Source organism: Mesorhizobium sp. M0862, assembly GCF_040319795.1.
Taxonomy (GTDB): Bacteria; Pseudomonadota; Alphaproteobacteria; order Rhizobiales; family Rhizobiaceae; genus Mesorhizobium.
The window spans coordinates 34,106-48,558 of sequence record NZ_JAMYOJ010000016.1; the positions used below are offsets into that span (position 1 = coordinate 34,106).

A 14,453-nucleotide genomic window follows, 5' to 3' on the forward strand; every position below is an offset into this window, starting at 1 on the left:
CACCAACATAGGAGGAACATCATGCCAGACCCCGTCGACAACCCCGACGTGTTTCCAGATCCAATCGATATCCTGGATTTTCCAGGCGTCGGCAGAAAGGTGGTGGAGTGGGCGCAGAATCCCAAGTCAAGGCCGCGTGACATGGCGGAATTCAAGAAACAGCTTGGTGGCATGGTCGACGTTCCTGCCCGCTACAAGGAAATACAGATCGTTCAAGGTTACGATCACGTATTCTTTATGCGCCTGCCGCCCAACAATCAGGTCACGCAGTCGAAAAAGAAGTTGGACACAGAGAAGGGTGGCCTAAAAGAATATGGCATACCCGATTTTTATTTCGATTTCATCAAAGGCACTGCCAAATTCGATGATGTCAAGCGCGAGACGCTCTTCTATTCACGCATCGCCGACTACACGATCCGGGGCTGCCGCTAGAAGGCCAGCCGGCAGCAGCGTGTGGTCTTGCCTCGGCGCGGCCAAACCCGCGAGTTCGAGTCCCCGCTGAAGATTTGCCAGGACCTTGGGGCTGGCAATCGGGAAACACTGCAGCAGCCACCGAACGACCTCTTCGTTGCTCGGTGGCTGGGCAGAAAACCAGTTCGCGCGAATGAGAGAAACAAACTTTTGGAATTCCAGGTGCGCGGCATCGAGATCGCCGACGATGGCGCACGCCGCCGCCTTCCAGGCACCGATGTAGAAGACGATGTCTTCCGCCTGATTTGCCGCATTGATGCATCCGGCGAAATCCTCGAGGATGAACCTGATGCTGGCCTGATAGCTCCAATGCAGTTTGGACAGGCCCAGACCAATATCGAGCGCCAGCTTCGAAAGCCGCTCCGCGTTGTCGAGATCGTCGCAATATGCGAGCCCGAGTGACGCCGACACCAACGTCCAGGGATCGTTTGAATTGAGTTCGCAGGCCAACAGGAAGTTCAGGCCGGCCCTGTCAGGCATGCCGTTCATTGCATAGGACCAGGCGAGGTGAAGCTGGGTCCTGGAATCGATCGGATCGATCTGCACCGCGGTCTTGGCAAGGCTGAGGGCTTCGGCATGCTGGTCCTTGGCGCGCAGGATGCCCGGAAAGATCAGGTGACGGGAGTTCAGGATGCCCGCAATACCGGAGTAGGCGGGAGCGAACCGTGGCGCCTCGCTGATGATCGAACGGAAGAGCGCTTCGGCCTTGGCTTCATCTTGCGGGCGCCACCGGAAAATCAGTTCCTGCGCCCTCAGCCATTTGTCGAACTGGTCGAGTGACAGATCCGGGATGCTCGATACTTGGGTCAGGCGTTCGGACGACATGCTGACGTCCAGCGCGACCGCGATGCGCCGGATCATCCGCTGCTGGGTCTGGTACCAATCGGTGGCCTCGATCGAAAACTGTTCGCTCCAGATGAAGCGCCCCGTAGCGATCTCCTTCAGCGTCAAGACAACGCGCAGCGAGCCATTGCCGTCGAAGGCTGTGGCTTCAATCAAGAAGGCTGGCCGGCCAACATCGACAGGCGATCTTCCTTCCAGGTCGAGCACGCCCCAGTCGCGAAACCGGACCAGCGAGGCAACCAGCTCATGACGGAAGATACGGATCGAAGCCGTGGCGATCGTGGCGATCTCGCTGGCTTCGAACGGACCGACGAAGAGAAACAGACTCTGGTTGATTTGAGGCTGAGGCGACTGCGAGCCGAAGAACGTTACGGCGTTGCGCGCTGTCGGCTCTCCACCACTTGAACCCACTGGTTCAGCGCCGCGCGGCGGTTCCACGCGACCCATCTTGATGTCGAGAACGAGATCTTGCGTCTTCTCGGACGGCTCCGAGTCGAAGTCCTCGCCGAGGACGTCCCAAAGCGACTTGTAGAGGCGGAGCGCACCGGCAAGATCGCCCAACCGCGCCGATGCTTCCATCGCCGCCCTGCAGCCCAGCTCGTGCGTCGGGTCGAGATTGAGTAGCGCCAAACCCGCACGCTTGAGCATGGCGATGTCAGGGGGTGCAGCAACAATATCTTCGAGATACCGCACGAATTCATCGTGCAGACACTGACGCTGCACCATCAGCCAGGTGCGGAAACCCGGATCCAGATCCTCGAAGCCTGAAAGCAAGCTGTCACAGAGCCGCTTTCTTTCCAGCAGCACCGGATCGATGGTGCCGCGAGCCAGCGATTCACGCATCTCGTGCAGATCGACGCGGACGAGCGGCAATCGAAAATACACGTTCAGCCTGTCCGCGGTGAAGGGCATTGTTTCGCAGACGGCCAAGCAATCCTTGAGATCACCGACAGTCTGCCGCAGCGAAGCGCGTGCCCTCTCCTCGCTTGACTCGCTCCACAGCAGTCCTGCCAGGCGCTCGCGGCTCTCCGAACCATGCAACGTATTTGCCAGGTAAGCCAGCAATGCTATTGATTTGCGATTGACGATTGGAACCTCGCGGCCCTCGTAGGCAAGAGCCGCCTTTCCAAAGATCGTCAGCCGGATATTTCCGTCCATTCCGTCTGGTACCTGCGGCTGTTCTGCTGATCGCATCTTGAGTTTTGTCGATCACTCCGCCAGAGAATATCGATCAAACCTAATATTAGAATAAATCAATACCATTAGCATAGGGAGATTTATGCGACGCAGCCTCCGCGAGCCGCGAGCTGACGAACGTTGAAGGGTATGGTTGCAGCCCGGGGACGATGACGCGTGCGACCGGGATGGCGAATTCGGCGCGGGTCAGATCGGCAGCGTAGGCATGGAAACCGGCGGACGCCAGCCTAGAGAGGGCTTCTGAAAGGCTCTCTGGTTCCGTGCTGTTCAGTGATATGGCGCCCATCAAGCCATCGACGAGGTGAGCCAGGCTTGCCAGACGTTCTTTCTTGCGCTGTTCCTGCCTGATGTCTGCCTCGTTCAGGCTGTCGGCACCCAAGTTCGAGCGCTTGGCGGAGACGACGTCATGGCCGAGCTCCATCTGGCACATTTCGACGATAGCTGCCCTGCAGGCCTGTCTGGCATTCAGACGACAGGCGAAGCCGGCGGCAAAGCCGCTGCCGTCCCGATCGAATGATATCGCTGCAATGCAGGGAATTTCGAATTCGCTCGATATGTCGATGAGTGTTGTCACACGACCCTGCGTCTCCTTCCTGATCCTGCCGATAAGGTCGATCGCGCCAGCTTTGGCCAAGGTCTCCAATGCAATCGGTCTGCCGGCTCGGCCACCCCTCCACCACATTGCAACCGCGTCGCGTTCTAGCACCTCGCACAAGGCTGCGGTCACAGCCGCGCTCCAAGTCGGCCCGGCCGCACAGCCGCTGCCGAGGGCAAGACGTCCCAGATCACAATTGTCACCTGCCGGAGGCCGCAAGATAAGACAGGCAGGCAGGCAGCCAGCTTCGCCGTCGTGAAGCCTCGTCGCGGCGAACCATTCGACCGGATCTGGTCCTGTGGCGGGGAGGCCCACCCAATCGGTCAGGCGCTCGGCAAGATTCATATCCTTCCAGATCGCGATGTCTGCGAAAGGTCCCTCTTTGATAGCATCGTCCGCGTGGCGGAACTGCGACAGGTATTCGACACCTTCCCCAATACAGGCCCCGAAAGCCTCCCGAGGCGTTTCTCCAGCTCCGTTCAGACTGACGGACACAGATGTACTATCCGAAGTTGGAACCAACGGCGGACGGGCAGCACCACCGAAGAACGTCAACCCCGGCGCGTGTCTGGAGTGTAGTCGGAAAATTCCGCCTATTTTCGCTGCGGCACGCAAGAGCGATATTCTGTTGTCGCTGTTTGCCACATCGGCGGTCAAAGGCTCGTCCGAATCACTCAGCCCAAGCAGGTCCAAGAACCTCCAAATGTCCTTCACCCGTTCTGACTCAATCTGGTCGTGTGTTCCAGATAGGAGATCCGCTGCCAGTTCGAATATGTTGGAAGTGGCCACCGAATTGGGCGTCTTGGTTTCCATTATGAACACGGCTTCCTTGGTAACTAAGATCAGGATACTCGCAGTATCTTTTGTACAACGCCTGCATAAGTTCATTTTCTGGCCCGAATCGGTCTCGCGCCGATCTCGGCCTCAAATGAAAAGAACGTCAAGCTTTTGAAAGTGATGATGATCTCGGCCCGCTGATTGTCAACCTGATGACACCTCCGGTCCCTCCAAACGACCGGCGAGATGACGCGCCTCTCTTCCAGCGCTTTCGCGCGCGTCCATATCCCGGCCGCACCAGCGCCCTCGAGCGTTGCCAACAGGATTCTCATATCCGTCACGAGCAGTCATTCGGGCTGCGATCCGAGCGCGGTCGACGGCGATCGGCGACTGGTTGTCGTTGAGTAGCGATTGCTGCATGGATGGTGTAGGTGCAAAGCCCGGTGAGCAGCACTCCGAACATCGACACCGCCGACAGGCCGATGACCAGCACTTCAAGCGTGGTCAGGCCGTTGTGGACCAGCACCTTGGTCGATCACAAGCTGGAAGAAGAATAGGTGAGATCAGGCCGAGCAGCTGCACGAAGAACGAGGCGAGCAGCACCTCAGCGAAGATCTAGCGGTAGCGGATGATCTCGGGAATGAACCTGGAGAAGTCGAAACGCCGCGAAAAACCTTGCACAAAGGCGCGGCTGCTGACGAGGACGACGAAACCACTCCACAGCGCCTCGAAGTCGGTCCGCGCAAGCTCCTGCGGCGCCCCGGCGTGCGGATCCTGGAGCAGGACTTTGCCTGGCGACAGTGCCGCCAGCACAGCGAGGCTGGTGTCGGTCTTTTCGATGATCGCCGGCAGCGGCAGCCGGTCCAGCCTTTGGGCGACGGCCTGGCGATCTTGGCCTTGAGCTTCAACCGCTTTGCCGCCCGCACTATGTCTACACGATCAGCAACCTTTTCGCCCGCGTTCGCTTGGGAACATATGTTCGTTGTGGCCATGCGCCGTACCCGGCTGGCGGGAGGGCGTCACTTCCTCATTCATCAAATAATCCACAGAAATATTTAGTTGGTACTTCTGTTGGCACGCAGTGACGATTCCAGGGGGCCAAACACTTGGAAACAAAGTTAAATTTGTTTCTTTTGGAATCCGCCTCTGGGCACCATCCCCGCTTTTCCCGACACTCCCTTTCGCCGAACCTTCTACGCTGCAGTTTCTGCAACTGGCTGGAATTGTTGGTCTTTTGCAGCCGCATTGCGCAACTAAGCGGGACAGGGAGCGCTTCGGGCGCATTTGGTCCAACGAGGCGAGGGGATGGTATTTCCGTTGGTATTCGACATCCTGATGGTATCGAAACAGCCAAGGGAGACCTGACGAATGCCCCTCTCCGACGTGAAATGTCGAAACGCCCGCCCTGCTTCCAAGCTCGTGAAATTATCTGACGGGGGCGGGCTGCAGCTATGGGTACAGCCCACGGGCTCTCGCCTCTGGCGGCTCGCCTACCGCTTTGACGGCAAGCAGAAACTGCTCGCGCTGGGCAGCTATCCCCTTATCTCTCTCGCCGAGGCACGGGAGGCGCGCGATGATGCTAAAAGGCTCCTGCTAGCTGGCGTCGACCCTGGAAAGGAACGCAGCTTGCAAAAGGCTGATTCGGCAAAGGACTCCTTTCGCTCAATCGCGGGCGAATATGTTGACAAGCTAAAGAAGGAGGGACGTGCCGACCGGACGATCAGCAAGGTCAAATGGCTGCTCGACTTTGCCTATCCGATAATCGGCGACAAGTGCGTTCGGGAGATCGATCCGGCCACCATCCTTGCCGCCCTCCGTCGCGTGGAGGTTCGCGGTCGATACGAGTCGGCCAGGCGACTGCGCTCCACCATCGGCAGCGTGTTTCGATACGCAATCGCGACCGCACGCGCCGAGACAGATCCGACCTTCGCCCTCAGAGGCGCACTCATCAGTCCGACGGTAACGTCTCGCGCCGCGATTACCGATCCGAAAGCCTTGGGCGGTTTGCTGAGGGCGATCAATGCATTTGACGGACAGCCTACAACCCGAGCCGGTCTGAAGCTGATAGCGCTGCTGTTTCCCCGCCCCGGCGAGCTTCGCGCCGGTGAATGGGAAGAGTTCGATTTTGAAAACTCGGTGTGGACCATCCCTGAAGCACGCATGAAAATGCGACGGCCGCACCGCATACCCCTATCAAAGCAGGCGATCAGCGTCCTTACTTCACTGAGAGAAATCTCTGGTGGTGGATCGCTGCTGTTTCCTAGTGTTCGATCGGCTTCGCGTCCGATTTCCGATAACACGCTTAACGCCGCGCTGCGCCGTATGGGTTACGGCAAGGAAGAAGCAACCGCGCATGGTTTTCGAGCAACGGCATCAACTCTGCTGAACGAATGCGGCAAGTGGCATCCGGACGCCATAGAGCGACAGCTGGCCCACATTGAGAACAACGACGTTCGGCGCGCATACGCCCGAGCAGAGCACTGGGAAGAGCGCGTGAGGATGATGCAATGGTGGGCCGATTATCTGGATGAACTCGAGAGCAAAACGCCGCGGGTGATCTCAATCGGGAGACGCGGCAAGCCTGCTGTCTATACACCGTCGCGACCGTCCACTTTGAACCCAACAGCGACCGTTCATCAAACGCCGATACGAATCCCCAACCGACGAAAATCATTCTGACGCTCGAAAAAAAGCCAGAACTGTACGGGAGGGACAATTTTTTCTTATTAGAAGGCTATACGATGGCAGTTGGTTCGCCAGTTCGTGTTTCTCGACGTTCTCACTTGGGCCGCGAACCGCACGGCCTAAAAAGTAATGATGATAGATTTCAAAACGCCCTTGGCATCGGGCAGGGCCGTCGTGTTCGCCAACGGTAGGCCACCCGTGGTTGCCAGTCCGCGCGTGCTGATTGGAGACCGCCGCGTCACGTTTTATGGCCGCTTTGTCCCTTTTGCTGGCGGTCGAGGCAAATGGATAAGTACATGGCGGAAAAGTTAGTGAACTTGTGATTTGTTTTGCAGAGTTGGCGGTGCGCGTCACACAACAAAAACGGGCTATAGGGACTGAAATGCGGGGCAGTATCGCGATTTGGCATGACACGCTTGCAGACGACGCCAACGGCTATGCGCCACGCGTCGAGGTCCACATTAACATATGGAAGGGCGAGAGGCGCTCGGCCAAGAGGCGCTTTCATCTCTTGGATATCGGCTTTCGCTTCCAGGAAATGAGATCGCTCCGGACGCTGTCGATCAGCCTCCCTTTCGAGATTCAGTCCGACCATATTTTCGACCTGTTCGATGTGATGCACGACTCATCGACGTTATCCGCAATCTTCAATGAAACGCTGTCGGCAGGAGAGGTCCAAGAGAACGGCAAAACGTTCGCGGCGCTCAACGAACCGAAGAAGGTGCAATTCTATGTTTCGCGCTGCTCAAGAGATGACCGAAGTCTGACCACAATCGGGAAAGGAGGTGACGCCGGCTCTGTAATCATGCTCCGCGATCAATTTTTTGACCGAATGCGGGCCAAAATCGGCGATCAGTATATTCGTCTCCGAATAAGAGTCCCCTTCCACCTCATGAACGGATTCGTTTCTGAAGTCGACGCCAAGGACTCTGCTTTCCTGAGCACGATCTCCACCAGCGAAATCGTCGAATTCCGTCTAAACGAGCGGCGCAATTTTTCGGCCGCAATCCTGGAACGATTGAGCGGCGGGGCAGATCTGATCGATGTGTCTGCTGTTCATTATTTTCTGATCAGGGATATGACCGTGGAAATGACACAATCCCATACTGGCTTCAAAAAAATGCGTCGGCTGGAACCCGAAATCTGGGAACGGTATCTCCGAGATGAACCGCAATTCAACGCACAGAACATGATAATCTATCATTGGAGCTCGCTCGCCCCGCCTCAATCTACGGTCGACAGCTTCACCGCGCTCGCGACTTTTCGTGCTTACTACACTGGCCGCCTCTGGATTTACGGACTGGTTGTTGTTGCACTGGGTGCAATGGGAAGTGCATCGCAAGCAGGCTTGGCGGCCCTGGTTGGAATGCTGTGGGAGATTAAGGACCCGTGGCAGGCTGCTGCCGTCAACGCTGCGATCTTTTTCTTCCTGGTCTTTTTGCTCTTTTTTATCGTCCGATTTGGCCGACGGTGGTCAAATCCACTCGAATGGGTTATCGGATTTTTCAGCGCCCGCCGTTAAGGTGGGGGTTCACGAATCATGCGGGGAGCGTGCCTATGATAAACGAGCCAGGCTTCGCAAACATCCTTTCTGGGCCCGTTGCTCAGCCGAACATGCCCAGCGATCCATGCACGATTTATGATTGGCTGGTGCGGGCTGGCGTTCACGGGTTTTACCCGAATTTTCGGCCGTGGTTTTTCGGCAGGGTCATTCCAGGGCTCCACAGCGGGGAGCGCCATATCGTAACCACATATGTTGAAGGCGCGCTTGCTGGCATAGCCATTTGCAAGCGCTCAGAGGCGGAGCACAAGCTCTGCACGCTTTGGGTCGAGCCTGCCTTGCGCGAGCGTGGAGTTGCGAAATCGTTGGCTCGCTATGCATTTGACTGGCTCGATTCCGACCGCCCGCTTTTCACCGTGCCCGAAGAGCGGATCGCAGAGTTTGCCGGGCTGCTCCGCGTGTGGAGTTTTTCGGCACCCAGAACTTATCCGAGCCTGTATCGATCAAATCGAGTCGAGTATGTCTTCAACGGACCTGTCGGGATTTCTGTCAATGATCGAACGACAACCGGCTTTCGAGCGTCCACCTAAACTCATCGAGCGTCGGAGCCTCCAGTGCTACCAGTGGGGTGCCAAGCCGAATTGCAAGCCGTTCGCAGGCAGCCTGCTCTATCGCGGTAAGCGCAGCGATCTCGGCTGTGGTCGCAAAGTTCGCGCCGGGCACCCTCCGCGCTAAGATCTGTTCTGGACCATCCAGGATATGGATCAAAAGGTCCGGCGCGATTTCGTCGAAGAACGAGTCCGGAACAAGCAGTGGCCCCTCTAGCGTCTCGACCAATGCATGGCCATCAACAATCTGATGCCTCTTTGATCGGGGATACGCCGATAGAGCTTCTGCCGCCATGCGTTGGTTGGTGAGCCCATCTGCGAGTGTAGCGACTGGCAGGATGCCGTTGCCCGCCCTCAAGAGCTGACTGATGCTGGCATACTCTAGCTCCGGGATATGCTCGGCAGCGTGCAGAGAGCGGGTCGTCTTACCCGATTTTGAAAGCCCCGCGACGAAAACTCTCATGGGCGTGTTCCAATCGCATTGACCAATCGAGGTGATGCATAGCCCCAAGACTGGGGGGCCGTGAAGCTGAAGTCGTGGCGTAAACGGTCCAGGCGCCAATCTTTGACTAGAGGCAGGTGTCGAAGAATTTCGATACCAAAACCGGCGTCTCGGTCTTGGAAGTATGTTGCGAAGTGGCGCTCATCAACGCATGATGCCTTGCCATGCACGCGCCAAAGTTCCTCGACCGGAAGTTCATGAATCGCGCCCATTTGTAGGATTGCGGTAAGCCTGCAATTCGGCGAGGATTCGTAGAGGTACGCGTCAGAACCGGCAAGGTAGCGAGGGAAGCGCCGCCTTAGCTCGATCGTTTTTTCGCCAGAGCGAATTAGTGCAGCCCATTTGGGCTGAATGCTCAAAACGACCGTTCGCATGTGAGCTTTCCTGAACCGAATCCTTAATTGCACATAGGCGTGGTAGTCGCTAGTGCGCAACGCGCTCGCCAGCTACTAAGCAAAATGAATGATGTGTTGGGTGCAGATTGACCATTCCTCAACCAGACATGGCAACGGTTGCTCGTCACCGAGATCCTGCAGAGCGGATCCCGCTTGCAAGCCGTGTCTGTGGCAGCGCTAAAATGTCAACTCACGCAGAACTTGAGATTGCCTCCTGAGTGCCGTGTCGGCAGAGCAACCGAACTTGAACAATCGGTGTGCTTTACTTGGATTGTGAACCTGGGTGCTACCGCTTTTTCTCTGGCATGTCGACGGCCGGCAGACCTTCCTTTCTGGCCTTGGCAAACGCCCGGTCGCCTTCCAGGAACCCGACCAGCATAAAGGGGATCAGTTCAGCCACGGTTTCGGACTCGCCATAGATCTGACGGTAAAGTGCGGCATAGTCGTTGAGTGCTTGGCTCAAGTCGGCGCCAACGGTGATGGTGATCTTCGAAGGTGTCCGGTCCGGAAGTTTTCCGAGTTTCAGGTTAGCCATGAAGTCCTCCTGTTCACCCCGTGTATGGCCGCAACACGAGGTCCTTGTGCACGATGACGCGCAACGGCCAACCAGGGCGGACGGTGATCGTGGGTTGGACGTTCAGGTTCTTTTCAGTGATCCGTTGGCCCGCTTGACTGACGTTCTGCTGGGTGGATTCACGAATTGCCTTGACCAAGTCGCTTTCATTTTCCCCAAACCTCAACTCGGTACCAACCCCCAGCAATGTGGCCACCGCGACGCCCTTGATCAACTGCCAAGTATGGAAATCCACCTTGTCCTCGAGCCCGGCATAGCCGGACGCGTCGGTCACGGGCAGATTGTCGATTTCGGTAGATGAGCCATCCGGCATCACGATGCGTTGCCACACCAACAGAGCGCGCCTTTGCCCAAAGGCTACAACGCTGTCGTAGGTGCCGATCAGCCGTGAGCCCTGCGGGATGAGCAGGATGCTGCCGGTGACGCTGTCGTGCACATTCTCGGTGATCTGGGCGACGACAAGGCCGGGCAGATCGGAATTGATGCCGGTGATCAGGCTTGCAGCGATCACGCTGCCGGCCATGATCTGATAGGGCGAAGCCGGCGTCTGCAATGCATGCGGGTTGTAGATCCCGCCGGTGTTCCGTTGACCGATGAAATCGAGCTTGCGCTGTTGATTGTTCTGGTCGCCCTCGGCCGGCGCGACGGAAGCTCGCTGGCCTTCGGTGTCTGGCTGCGGAGACGCCGTCTCGAAAGGTGAACGTCCGCCCTGCCCATTGCTAAAAGCTTCCGTCTGCTGGGGCCGGTTTTCGATGCGGAAGAGGACTTGCGACTCGCGCGCCTCAATCGCTTGTTGTGCAAGCCGCTGGGCCTCGGCGGAAACGTCTTGCCCTGGTGCGATGCCAAGCTGGCGCTGGTGCTCGACAATAGGACGGCCGAGATCCCCAGGCAGCGGCGGTCCAAGCACCGGAGCCTTCGGCTTGCTCCCGGAATAGTCCTTGGGCAGCGTTTCAAGTCCCTCGGCGGTCGGCTTGCGGTCCGTGCTGTAGAGCTCTTCGGTCTGCTGTTTCAGGCGCAATGCGGGTCCCCGCAGCGCCATCATCGTGACGCCAAAAACAGCGCCGGAACCAACAGCAGCGATCGCGACGATTATGCCGCGCCTGAACCGCACCGCTCGGCGGGGCGAGGCTCGCAGCTGCAGCTGTTCGGGATTGAGCTTCGGCAGAGCATTCGGATGGGAAGTATCGGTCATGAGCCTCCCCTTACCTGCCAAAACGCGAAAACAGCGAAACCCGCCGCGGCGGTTGCCGACCGTCGGTTCTCGTAATGCGCACCACCTGCTGCTGTTTGGTGCCCAGCCTTAGCTCGGCCGCAGCAAAGAGGCGATCGACGATGTAGTAGTTGCCGCGCATGCGATAGTTGACGAGCTGGTTGTCCCCGTCGGCTCCGACGATGAAGAGCGGCGGCGCCTCACCTTGGTCGATACGGCGCGGGAATTCGATATAGACCCTGCTGCCATCATCAAAGGCGCGCGTCGGTCTCCACGGTGGCGTGTCGCCGGCGATCGAATAGCGGAAGCGGATGTTTTCGAGTGCTACGTTCGAGGCCGCGGGCATTTCAGCCTCGGCCTGACCGTTGCGCCGCCGAAGCGCCACGAGTTGGTCTTCGCTGTAAATCCAGGAGAGCGCCGCCATGGCAGTTTTCTCAGTGCTTTGAAGCTGCAGGTGATAGGATCGCCTGTCCGTCGTGATGACCAGATTGGTGGCAAGCCCCGGCGCGAATGGCTTCACCAGCACATGAGTGCGCTGGTCATCGCCTGAGCCACTAACGGTGTCACCGATCACCCAACGGACCGTGTCCCCGGCTGAGACCGAGGTCAGCTTCTCGCCCCGCTGCAATGAGATATCGGTGACGCGCTCCGGCGCGGCGTAGAGCTGGTAGAGCGCGCCGTCGGCAAAGGGGTAAACCTGCACCGCATTGACATAGCCAAACTTGGTGGGTTGTTGCGTCGCCGCCTTGTTGGCATCGGCGACCTGTTCTTCCGGCGAGCGCTTATCTGAGGCGGGCTTGCCGGGTGCGGGCATCAACTGACCAGGCAACGGCAACGGCTTCGGCACTTCCACGACCTTGACCGGCTTCTCCGGCGCCTTCTCGATCGCGGCTGGTTTGAAGTCCTCGTGGTCATAGGAAATCTGAGGCGGCGGCACTGGCTTCGAGGCACAGGCCGAAAGAACCGCAGCAGACGCCGACAGCATGAAGGCAGCACGAAACGATGGGGCTCTATTTGTCATTGGCGGGCTCCTTAGGGGAAACGGGGGTTGGCGCGGCGCTGTCGAGCTCGCGCGACCAGTCGATGGCGTTGATGAATACGCCGAGCGGGTTCTTGCGCAGCTGGTCAGTGTTCGTCGGCGAGCGGATCACTATGGTGAGGATACCTGTCCAGCGCGTCGTGCTCGCAAGGCTACCACGCTCAAAAATCTGCTCGGTCCATTTGACCTGGAATGAACTGTCGGAAGCCCTGACGACGCTGGTCACCTGCACCGACACGCTGCGCGTGCCGATCTGACTGAACGGGTCGTTCGCCTTGGCATGCTCGTTGAGGAAAAGCGCCGCGCGGTCGGTGGCGAAATCGTAGGCCGACAGCCAGTTCTGCCGCACCAGCACCGGATCGGTGGAGATGGAGCGGACATTCTGGATGAAGCGGCCGAGATGCCAGGCGATCTGGGCATCGTCAGGCTGGTAGTCCTGAATTGCCGGCGCGACGGCGCGCGCCTCACCAAAACGGTCGACCTCAACGACGTAAGGCACAAAGCGGCCCTGCGCCGACTGCCATAGAAGCCCGCCAGAAAGCCCCGCGGCCAAGGCCAGGCAGCCAAAGGCCATCAGGCGCCAGTTCCTCGCCTGCACGCGCGCTGTGCCGATGCGTTCGTCCCAGAGCTGACCGGCCTTTTGATAAGGTGTTTCAGGCTCGGACGTCTTTCCGTAACGCTGAACGGGTCGCTTGAAGAGCATCTAATCTTCCTTGTCGTTGAGAGAGGGGTTGGCGCCGCTTCCGCCCCGATCGCCATCGCGCACCACCTGCGTGGCAGCATGGCGATGGGCGCGCGCGGCCTGTTCGGAGCGCAGACGCCTTGCCCATGGAGGCGCCGCGGTTGGATCCGCAGCGGGCGAACTTCCGCTCATCGAGCTGATCGGCGTGCCACCGGTCGCTGTCCAGCCGGCATCGCGGCCGGCGTCGGCGCTGCGTCGGAAAGGCTCTGAAGCAGATCGCATTCCCTGCATCGCGGCGCCGCCAGCGGCATTCGCAACACCCTGCAGCCCAGCAGCTACCCCGGAGAGGACGGAGTCAGGCGCTGTTGCACGGCCCATATGCCAGGCCGTGGAAGCAGCCGATCCCATAGCTGTGCCGGCACGGATTGCACCAAGACTACCGCCGGCCGCCATGCGCGTGCCGGCAAACGCGGCGCCTCCGGCAACGAGCGTTGATCCGGCTGCGGCCCCCGTTGTTCCAAGTGCTGCGCCAGCACCGAGCTGCGGCGCGCCGGAAACAAGACCCGACGCAATCCCGGGGCCGAAAATGCCGAGCCCAAGCAGCGCAAGTGCACCCAACACCTGCGACATCGCCGCGGCCAGGTCCGGCTCCTGGCCCTGCAGGGCGGAAGCGAACTCGCCAAAGAGCGTGGAGCCGATGCCGACGATGACGGCAAGCACCATCACCTTGATGCCCGACGAAATCACATTGCCGAGCACGCGCTCGGCCAGGAACGCCGAGCGGTTCCAGAGCGCGAAGGGCACCAGGACGAAGCCGGCCAGCGTGGTGAGCTTGAACTCGAGGATGGTGATGAAGAGCTGGATGGAAAGAATGAAGAAGGCGATGAGGACCAAGAACCAGGCCAGAAGCAGCACGAAGATGGTGAGCGCGTTACCGAAAATCTCGGGGAAGCCTACTAGCTGGCTCGCTTGATTGAGGAGCGGCCAGGCGCCCTCGAAGCCGGCTGCGGCAATCCGGCCTGGCCGCAGGAGACTTTCGGCGGACAGATTGCCGGCGGACGCATTGATGCCGAGCCCGGCAAAGGAACGGTAGATGATGTCGGCGAGGTTCTTGAAGTTGTTGAGCATGAAGGCGAAGGCGCCGACATAGAGCACTTTGCGGACAAGCCGGCCAAAAACGTTGGGTTCGCCGCCGAAAGCCCAGACCAAGCCCGCGAGCGTGATGTCAATGCCGATCAGAATTGTGGTGAGAAAGGCGACGTCGCCCGAAAGCAGACCGAACCCGCTATCGATATAGCGGGTAAAGGTCTCCATGAAGCGATCGATGACTCCGAGGTCGTTCATGTAGCCGCCTTCCTCGTTGTCTTAAAGAAC

At 58.8% G+C, this 14,453-nt stretch carries 16 protein-coding genes; 4 read left to right on the plus strand and 12 right to left on the minus strand.

Features of this window, described 5'->3' with window-relative positions:
• The first annotated feature begins 21 nt into the window (after positions 1-21).
• A complete protein-coding gene (locus NKI15_RS22375; protein ID WP_352763755.1) occupies positions 22-432 on the plus strand; it encodes a hypothetical protein in 411 nt (136 codons plus the stop codon).
• Here the strand turns inward: NKI15_RS22375 and NKI15_RS22380 are convergent.
• The 5 genes from NKI15_RS22380 to NKI15_RS22400 all read right to left on the minus strand — a co-directional run bounded on the left by NKI15_RS22380 (position 394) and on the right by NKI15_RS22400 (position 4,750).
• Complete coding sequence (locus tag NKI15_RS22380; RefSeq protein WP_352887006.1) at positions 394-2,472, minus strand: BTAD domain-containing putative transcriptional regulator; 2,079 nt, start codon at positions 2,470-2,472, stop codon at positions 394-396. The two genes, NKI15_RS22375 and NKI15_RS22380, sit on opposite strands and share 39 nt — an antisense overlap.
• 85 nt (positions 2,473-2,557) lie before the next feature.
• The gene (locus tag NKI15_RS22385; protein WP_352887009.1) at positions 2,558-3,919 is read right to left on the minus strand and encodes a YcaO-like family protein; all 1,362 of its coding nucleotides are present in this window, start codon (positions 3,917-3,919) and stop codon (positions 2,558-2,560) included.
• Between the two features lie 71 nt (positions 3,920-3,990).
• Positions 3,991-4,203: a hypothetical protein gene (locus NKI15_RS22390; RefSeq protein ID WP_352763762.1), complete on the minus strand. Its 213-nt coding sequence runs from the start codon at positions 4,201-4,203 to the stop codon at positions 3,991-3,993.
• A gap of 17 nt (positions 4,204-4,220) precedes the next feature.
• Entirely contained in the window at positions 4,221-4,409 is a 189-nt protein-coding gene (locus NKI15_RS22395) for a hypothetical protein (RefSeq protein WP_352887013.1), read from the minus strand.
• Between the two features lie 89 nt (positions 4,410-4,498).
• The gene (locus NKI15_RS22400; protein WP_352887137.1) at positions 4,499-4,750 is read right to left on the minus strand and encodes a cysteine peptidase family C39 domain-containing protein; all 252 of its coding nucleotides are present in this window, start codon (positions 4,748-4,750) and stop codon (positions 4,499-4,501) included.
• Positions 4,751-5,251: 501 nt separating this feature from the next.
• Here NKI15_RS22400 and NKI15_RS22405 point away from each other — a divergent pair.
• The 3 genes from NKI15_RS22405 to NKI15_RS22415 all read left to right on the plus strand — a co-directional run bounded on the left by NKI15_RS22405 (position 5,252) and on the right by NKI15_RS22415 (position 8,659).
• The gene (locus NKI15_RS22405) at positions 5,252-6,562 is read left to right on the plus strand and encodes a tyrosine-type recombinase/integrase (RefSeq protein WP_352887015.1); all 1,311 of its coding nucleotides are present in this window, start codon (positions 5,252-5,254) and stop codon (positions 6,560-6,562) included.
• Positions 6,563-6,905: 343 nt separating this feature from the next.
• Positions 6,906-8,090, plus strand: coding sequence for a hypothetical protein (locus tag NKI15_RS22410; RefSeq protein WP_352658149.1), 1,185 nt, complete (start codon positions 6,906-6,908; stop codon positions 8,088-8,090).
• A 92-nt stretch (positions 8,091-8,182) separates the two neighbouring features.
• Positions 8,183-8,659 carry a GNAT family N-acetyltransferase gene (locus NKI15_RS22415; RefSeq protein WP_352887139.1) on the plus strand — a complete coding sequence of 159 codons (477 nt, stop codon included), beginning with the start codon at positions 8,183-8,185 and terminating at the stop codon, positions 8,657-8,659.
• Here NKI15_RS22415 and NKI15_RS22420 read toward each other — a convergent pair.
• The 7 genes from NKI15_RS22420 to trbL form a co-directional block, all read right to left on the minus strand.
• On the minus strand, positions 8,619-9,140 hold the full coding sequence (locus tag NKI15_RS22420; protein ID WP_352887017.1) for an AAA family ATPase: 522 nt from the start codon (positions 9,138-9,140) through the stop codon (positions 8,619-8,621). The genes NKI15_RS22415 and NKI15_RS22420 overlap by 41 nt on opposite strands.
• A complete protein-coding gene (locus tag NKI15_RS22425; protein ID WP_155929864.1) occupies positions 9,137-9,553 on the minus strand; it encodes an ASCH domain-containing protein in 417 nt (138 codons plus the stop codon). The genes NKI15_RS22420 and NKI15_RS22425 overlap by 4 nt, the downstream gene beginning before the upstream one ends.
• 307 nt (positions 9,554-9,860) lie before the next feature.
• Complete coding sequence (locus tag NKI15_RS22430) at positions 9,861-10,109, minus strand: DUF2274 domain-containing protein (protein WP_023807838.1); 249 nt, start codon at positions 10,107-10,109, stop codon at positions 9,861-9,863.
• A 13-nt stretch (positions 10,110-10,122) separates the two neighbouring features.
• Positions 10,123-11,340: a TraB/TrbI/VirB10 family type IV secretion system protein gene (locus NKI15_RS22435; protein WP_352887021.1), complete on the minus strand. Its 1,218-nt coding sequence runs from the start codon at positions 11,338-11,340 to the stop codon at positions 10,123-10,125.
• A gap of 10 nt (positions 11,341-11,350) precedes the next feature.
• Complete coding sequence (gene trbG / locus NKI15_RS22440; RefSeq protein WP_352887023.1) at positions 11,351-12,379, minus strand: P-type conjugative transfer protein TrbG; 1,029 nt, start codon at positions 12,377-12,379, stop codon at positions 11,351-11,353.
• Positions 12,369-13,100, minus strand: a complete 732-nt coding sequence (trbF, locus tag NKI15_RS22445) for a conjugal transfer protein TrbF (protein ID WP_352887025.1) — start codon at positions 13,098-13,100, stop codon at positions 12,369-12,371. Before trbF ends, trbG begins: the two co-directional genes overlap by 11 nt.
• Entirely contained in the window at positions 13,101-14,423 is a 1,323-nt protein-coding gene (trbL, locus tag NKI15_RS22450) for a P-type conjugative transfer protein TrbL (protein ID WP_352887028.1), read from the minus strand.
• Positions 14,424-14,453: the final 30 nt, after the last annotated feature.

Coding starts and splice junctions, on each gene's coding strand:
- trbL (WP_352887028.1), bottom strand. CDS start 14,423: ATGAACGACCTCGGAGTCATCGATCGCTTCATGGAGACCTTTACCCGC.
- NKI15_RS22425 (WP_155929864.1), bottom strand. CDS start 9,553: ATGCGAACGGTCGTTTTGAGCATTCAGCCCAAATGGGCTGCACTAATT.
- NKI15_RS22420 (WP_352887017.1), bottom strand. CDS start 9,140: ATGAGAGTTTTCGTCGCGGGGCTTTCAAAATCGGGTAAGACGACCCGC.
- NKI15_RS22435 (WP_352887021.1), bottom strand. CDS start 11,340: ATGACCGATACTTCCCATCCGAATGCTCTGCCGAAGCTCAATCCCGAA.
- NKI15_RS22385 (WP_352887009.1), bottom strand. CDS start 3,919: ATGGAAACCAAGACGCCCAATTCGGTGGCCACTTCCAACATATTCGAA.
- trbG (WP_352887023.1), bottom strand. CDS start 12,379: ATGACAAATAGAGCCCCATCGTTTCGTGCTGCCTTCATGCTGTCGGCG.
- NKI15_RS22430 (WP_023807838.1), bottom strand. CDS start 10,109: ATGGCTAACCTGAAACTCGGAAAACTTCCGGACCGGACACCTTCGAAG.
- NKI15_RS22375 (WP_352763755.1), top strand. CDS start 22: ATGCCAGACCCCGTCGACAACCCCGACGTGTTTCCAGATCCAATCGAT.
- NKI15_RS22415 (WP_352887139.1), top strand. CDS start 8,183: ATGCCCAGCGATCCATGCACGATTTATGATTGGCTGGTGCGGGCTGGC.
- NKI15_RS22380 (WP_352887006.1), bottom strand. CDS start 2,472: ATGGACGGAAATATCCGGCTGACGATCTTTGGAAAGGCGGCTCTTGCC.
- trbF (WP_352887025.1), bottom strand. CDS start 13,100: ATGCTCTTCAAGCGACCCGTTCAGCGTTACGGAAAGACGTCCGAGCCT.
- NKI15_RS22405 (WP_352887015.1), top strand. CDS start 5,252: ATGCCCCTCTCCGACGTGAAATGTCGAAACGCCCGCCCTGCTTCCAAG.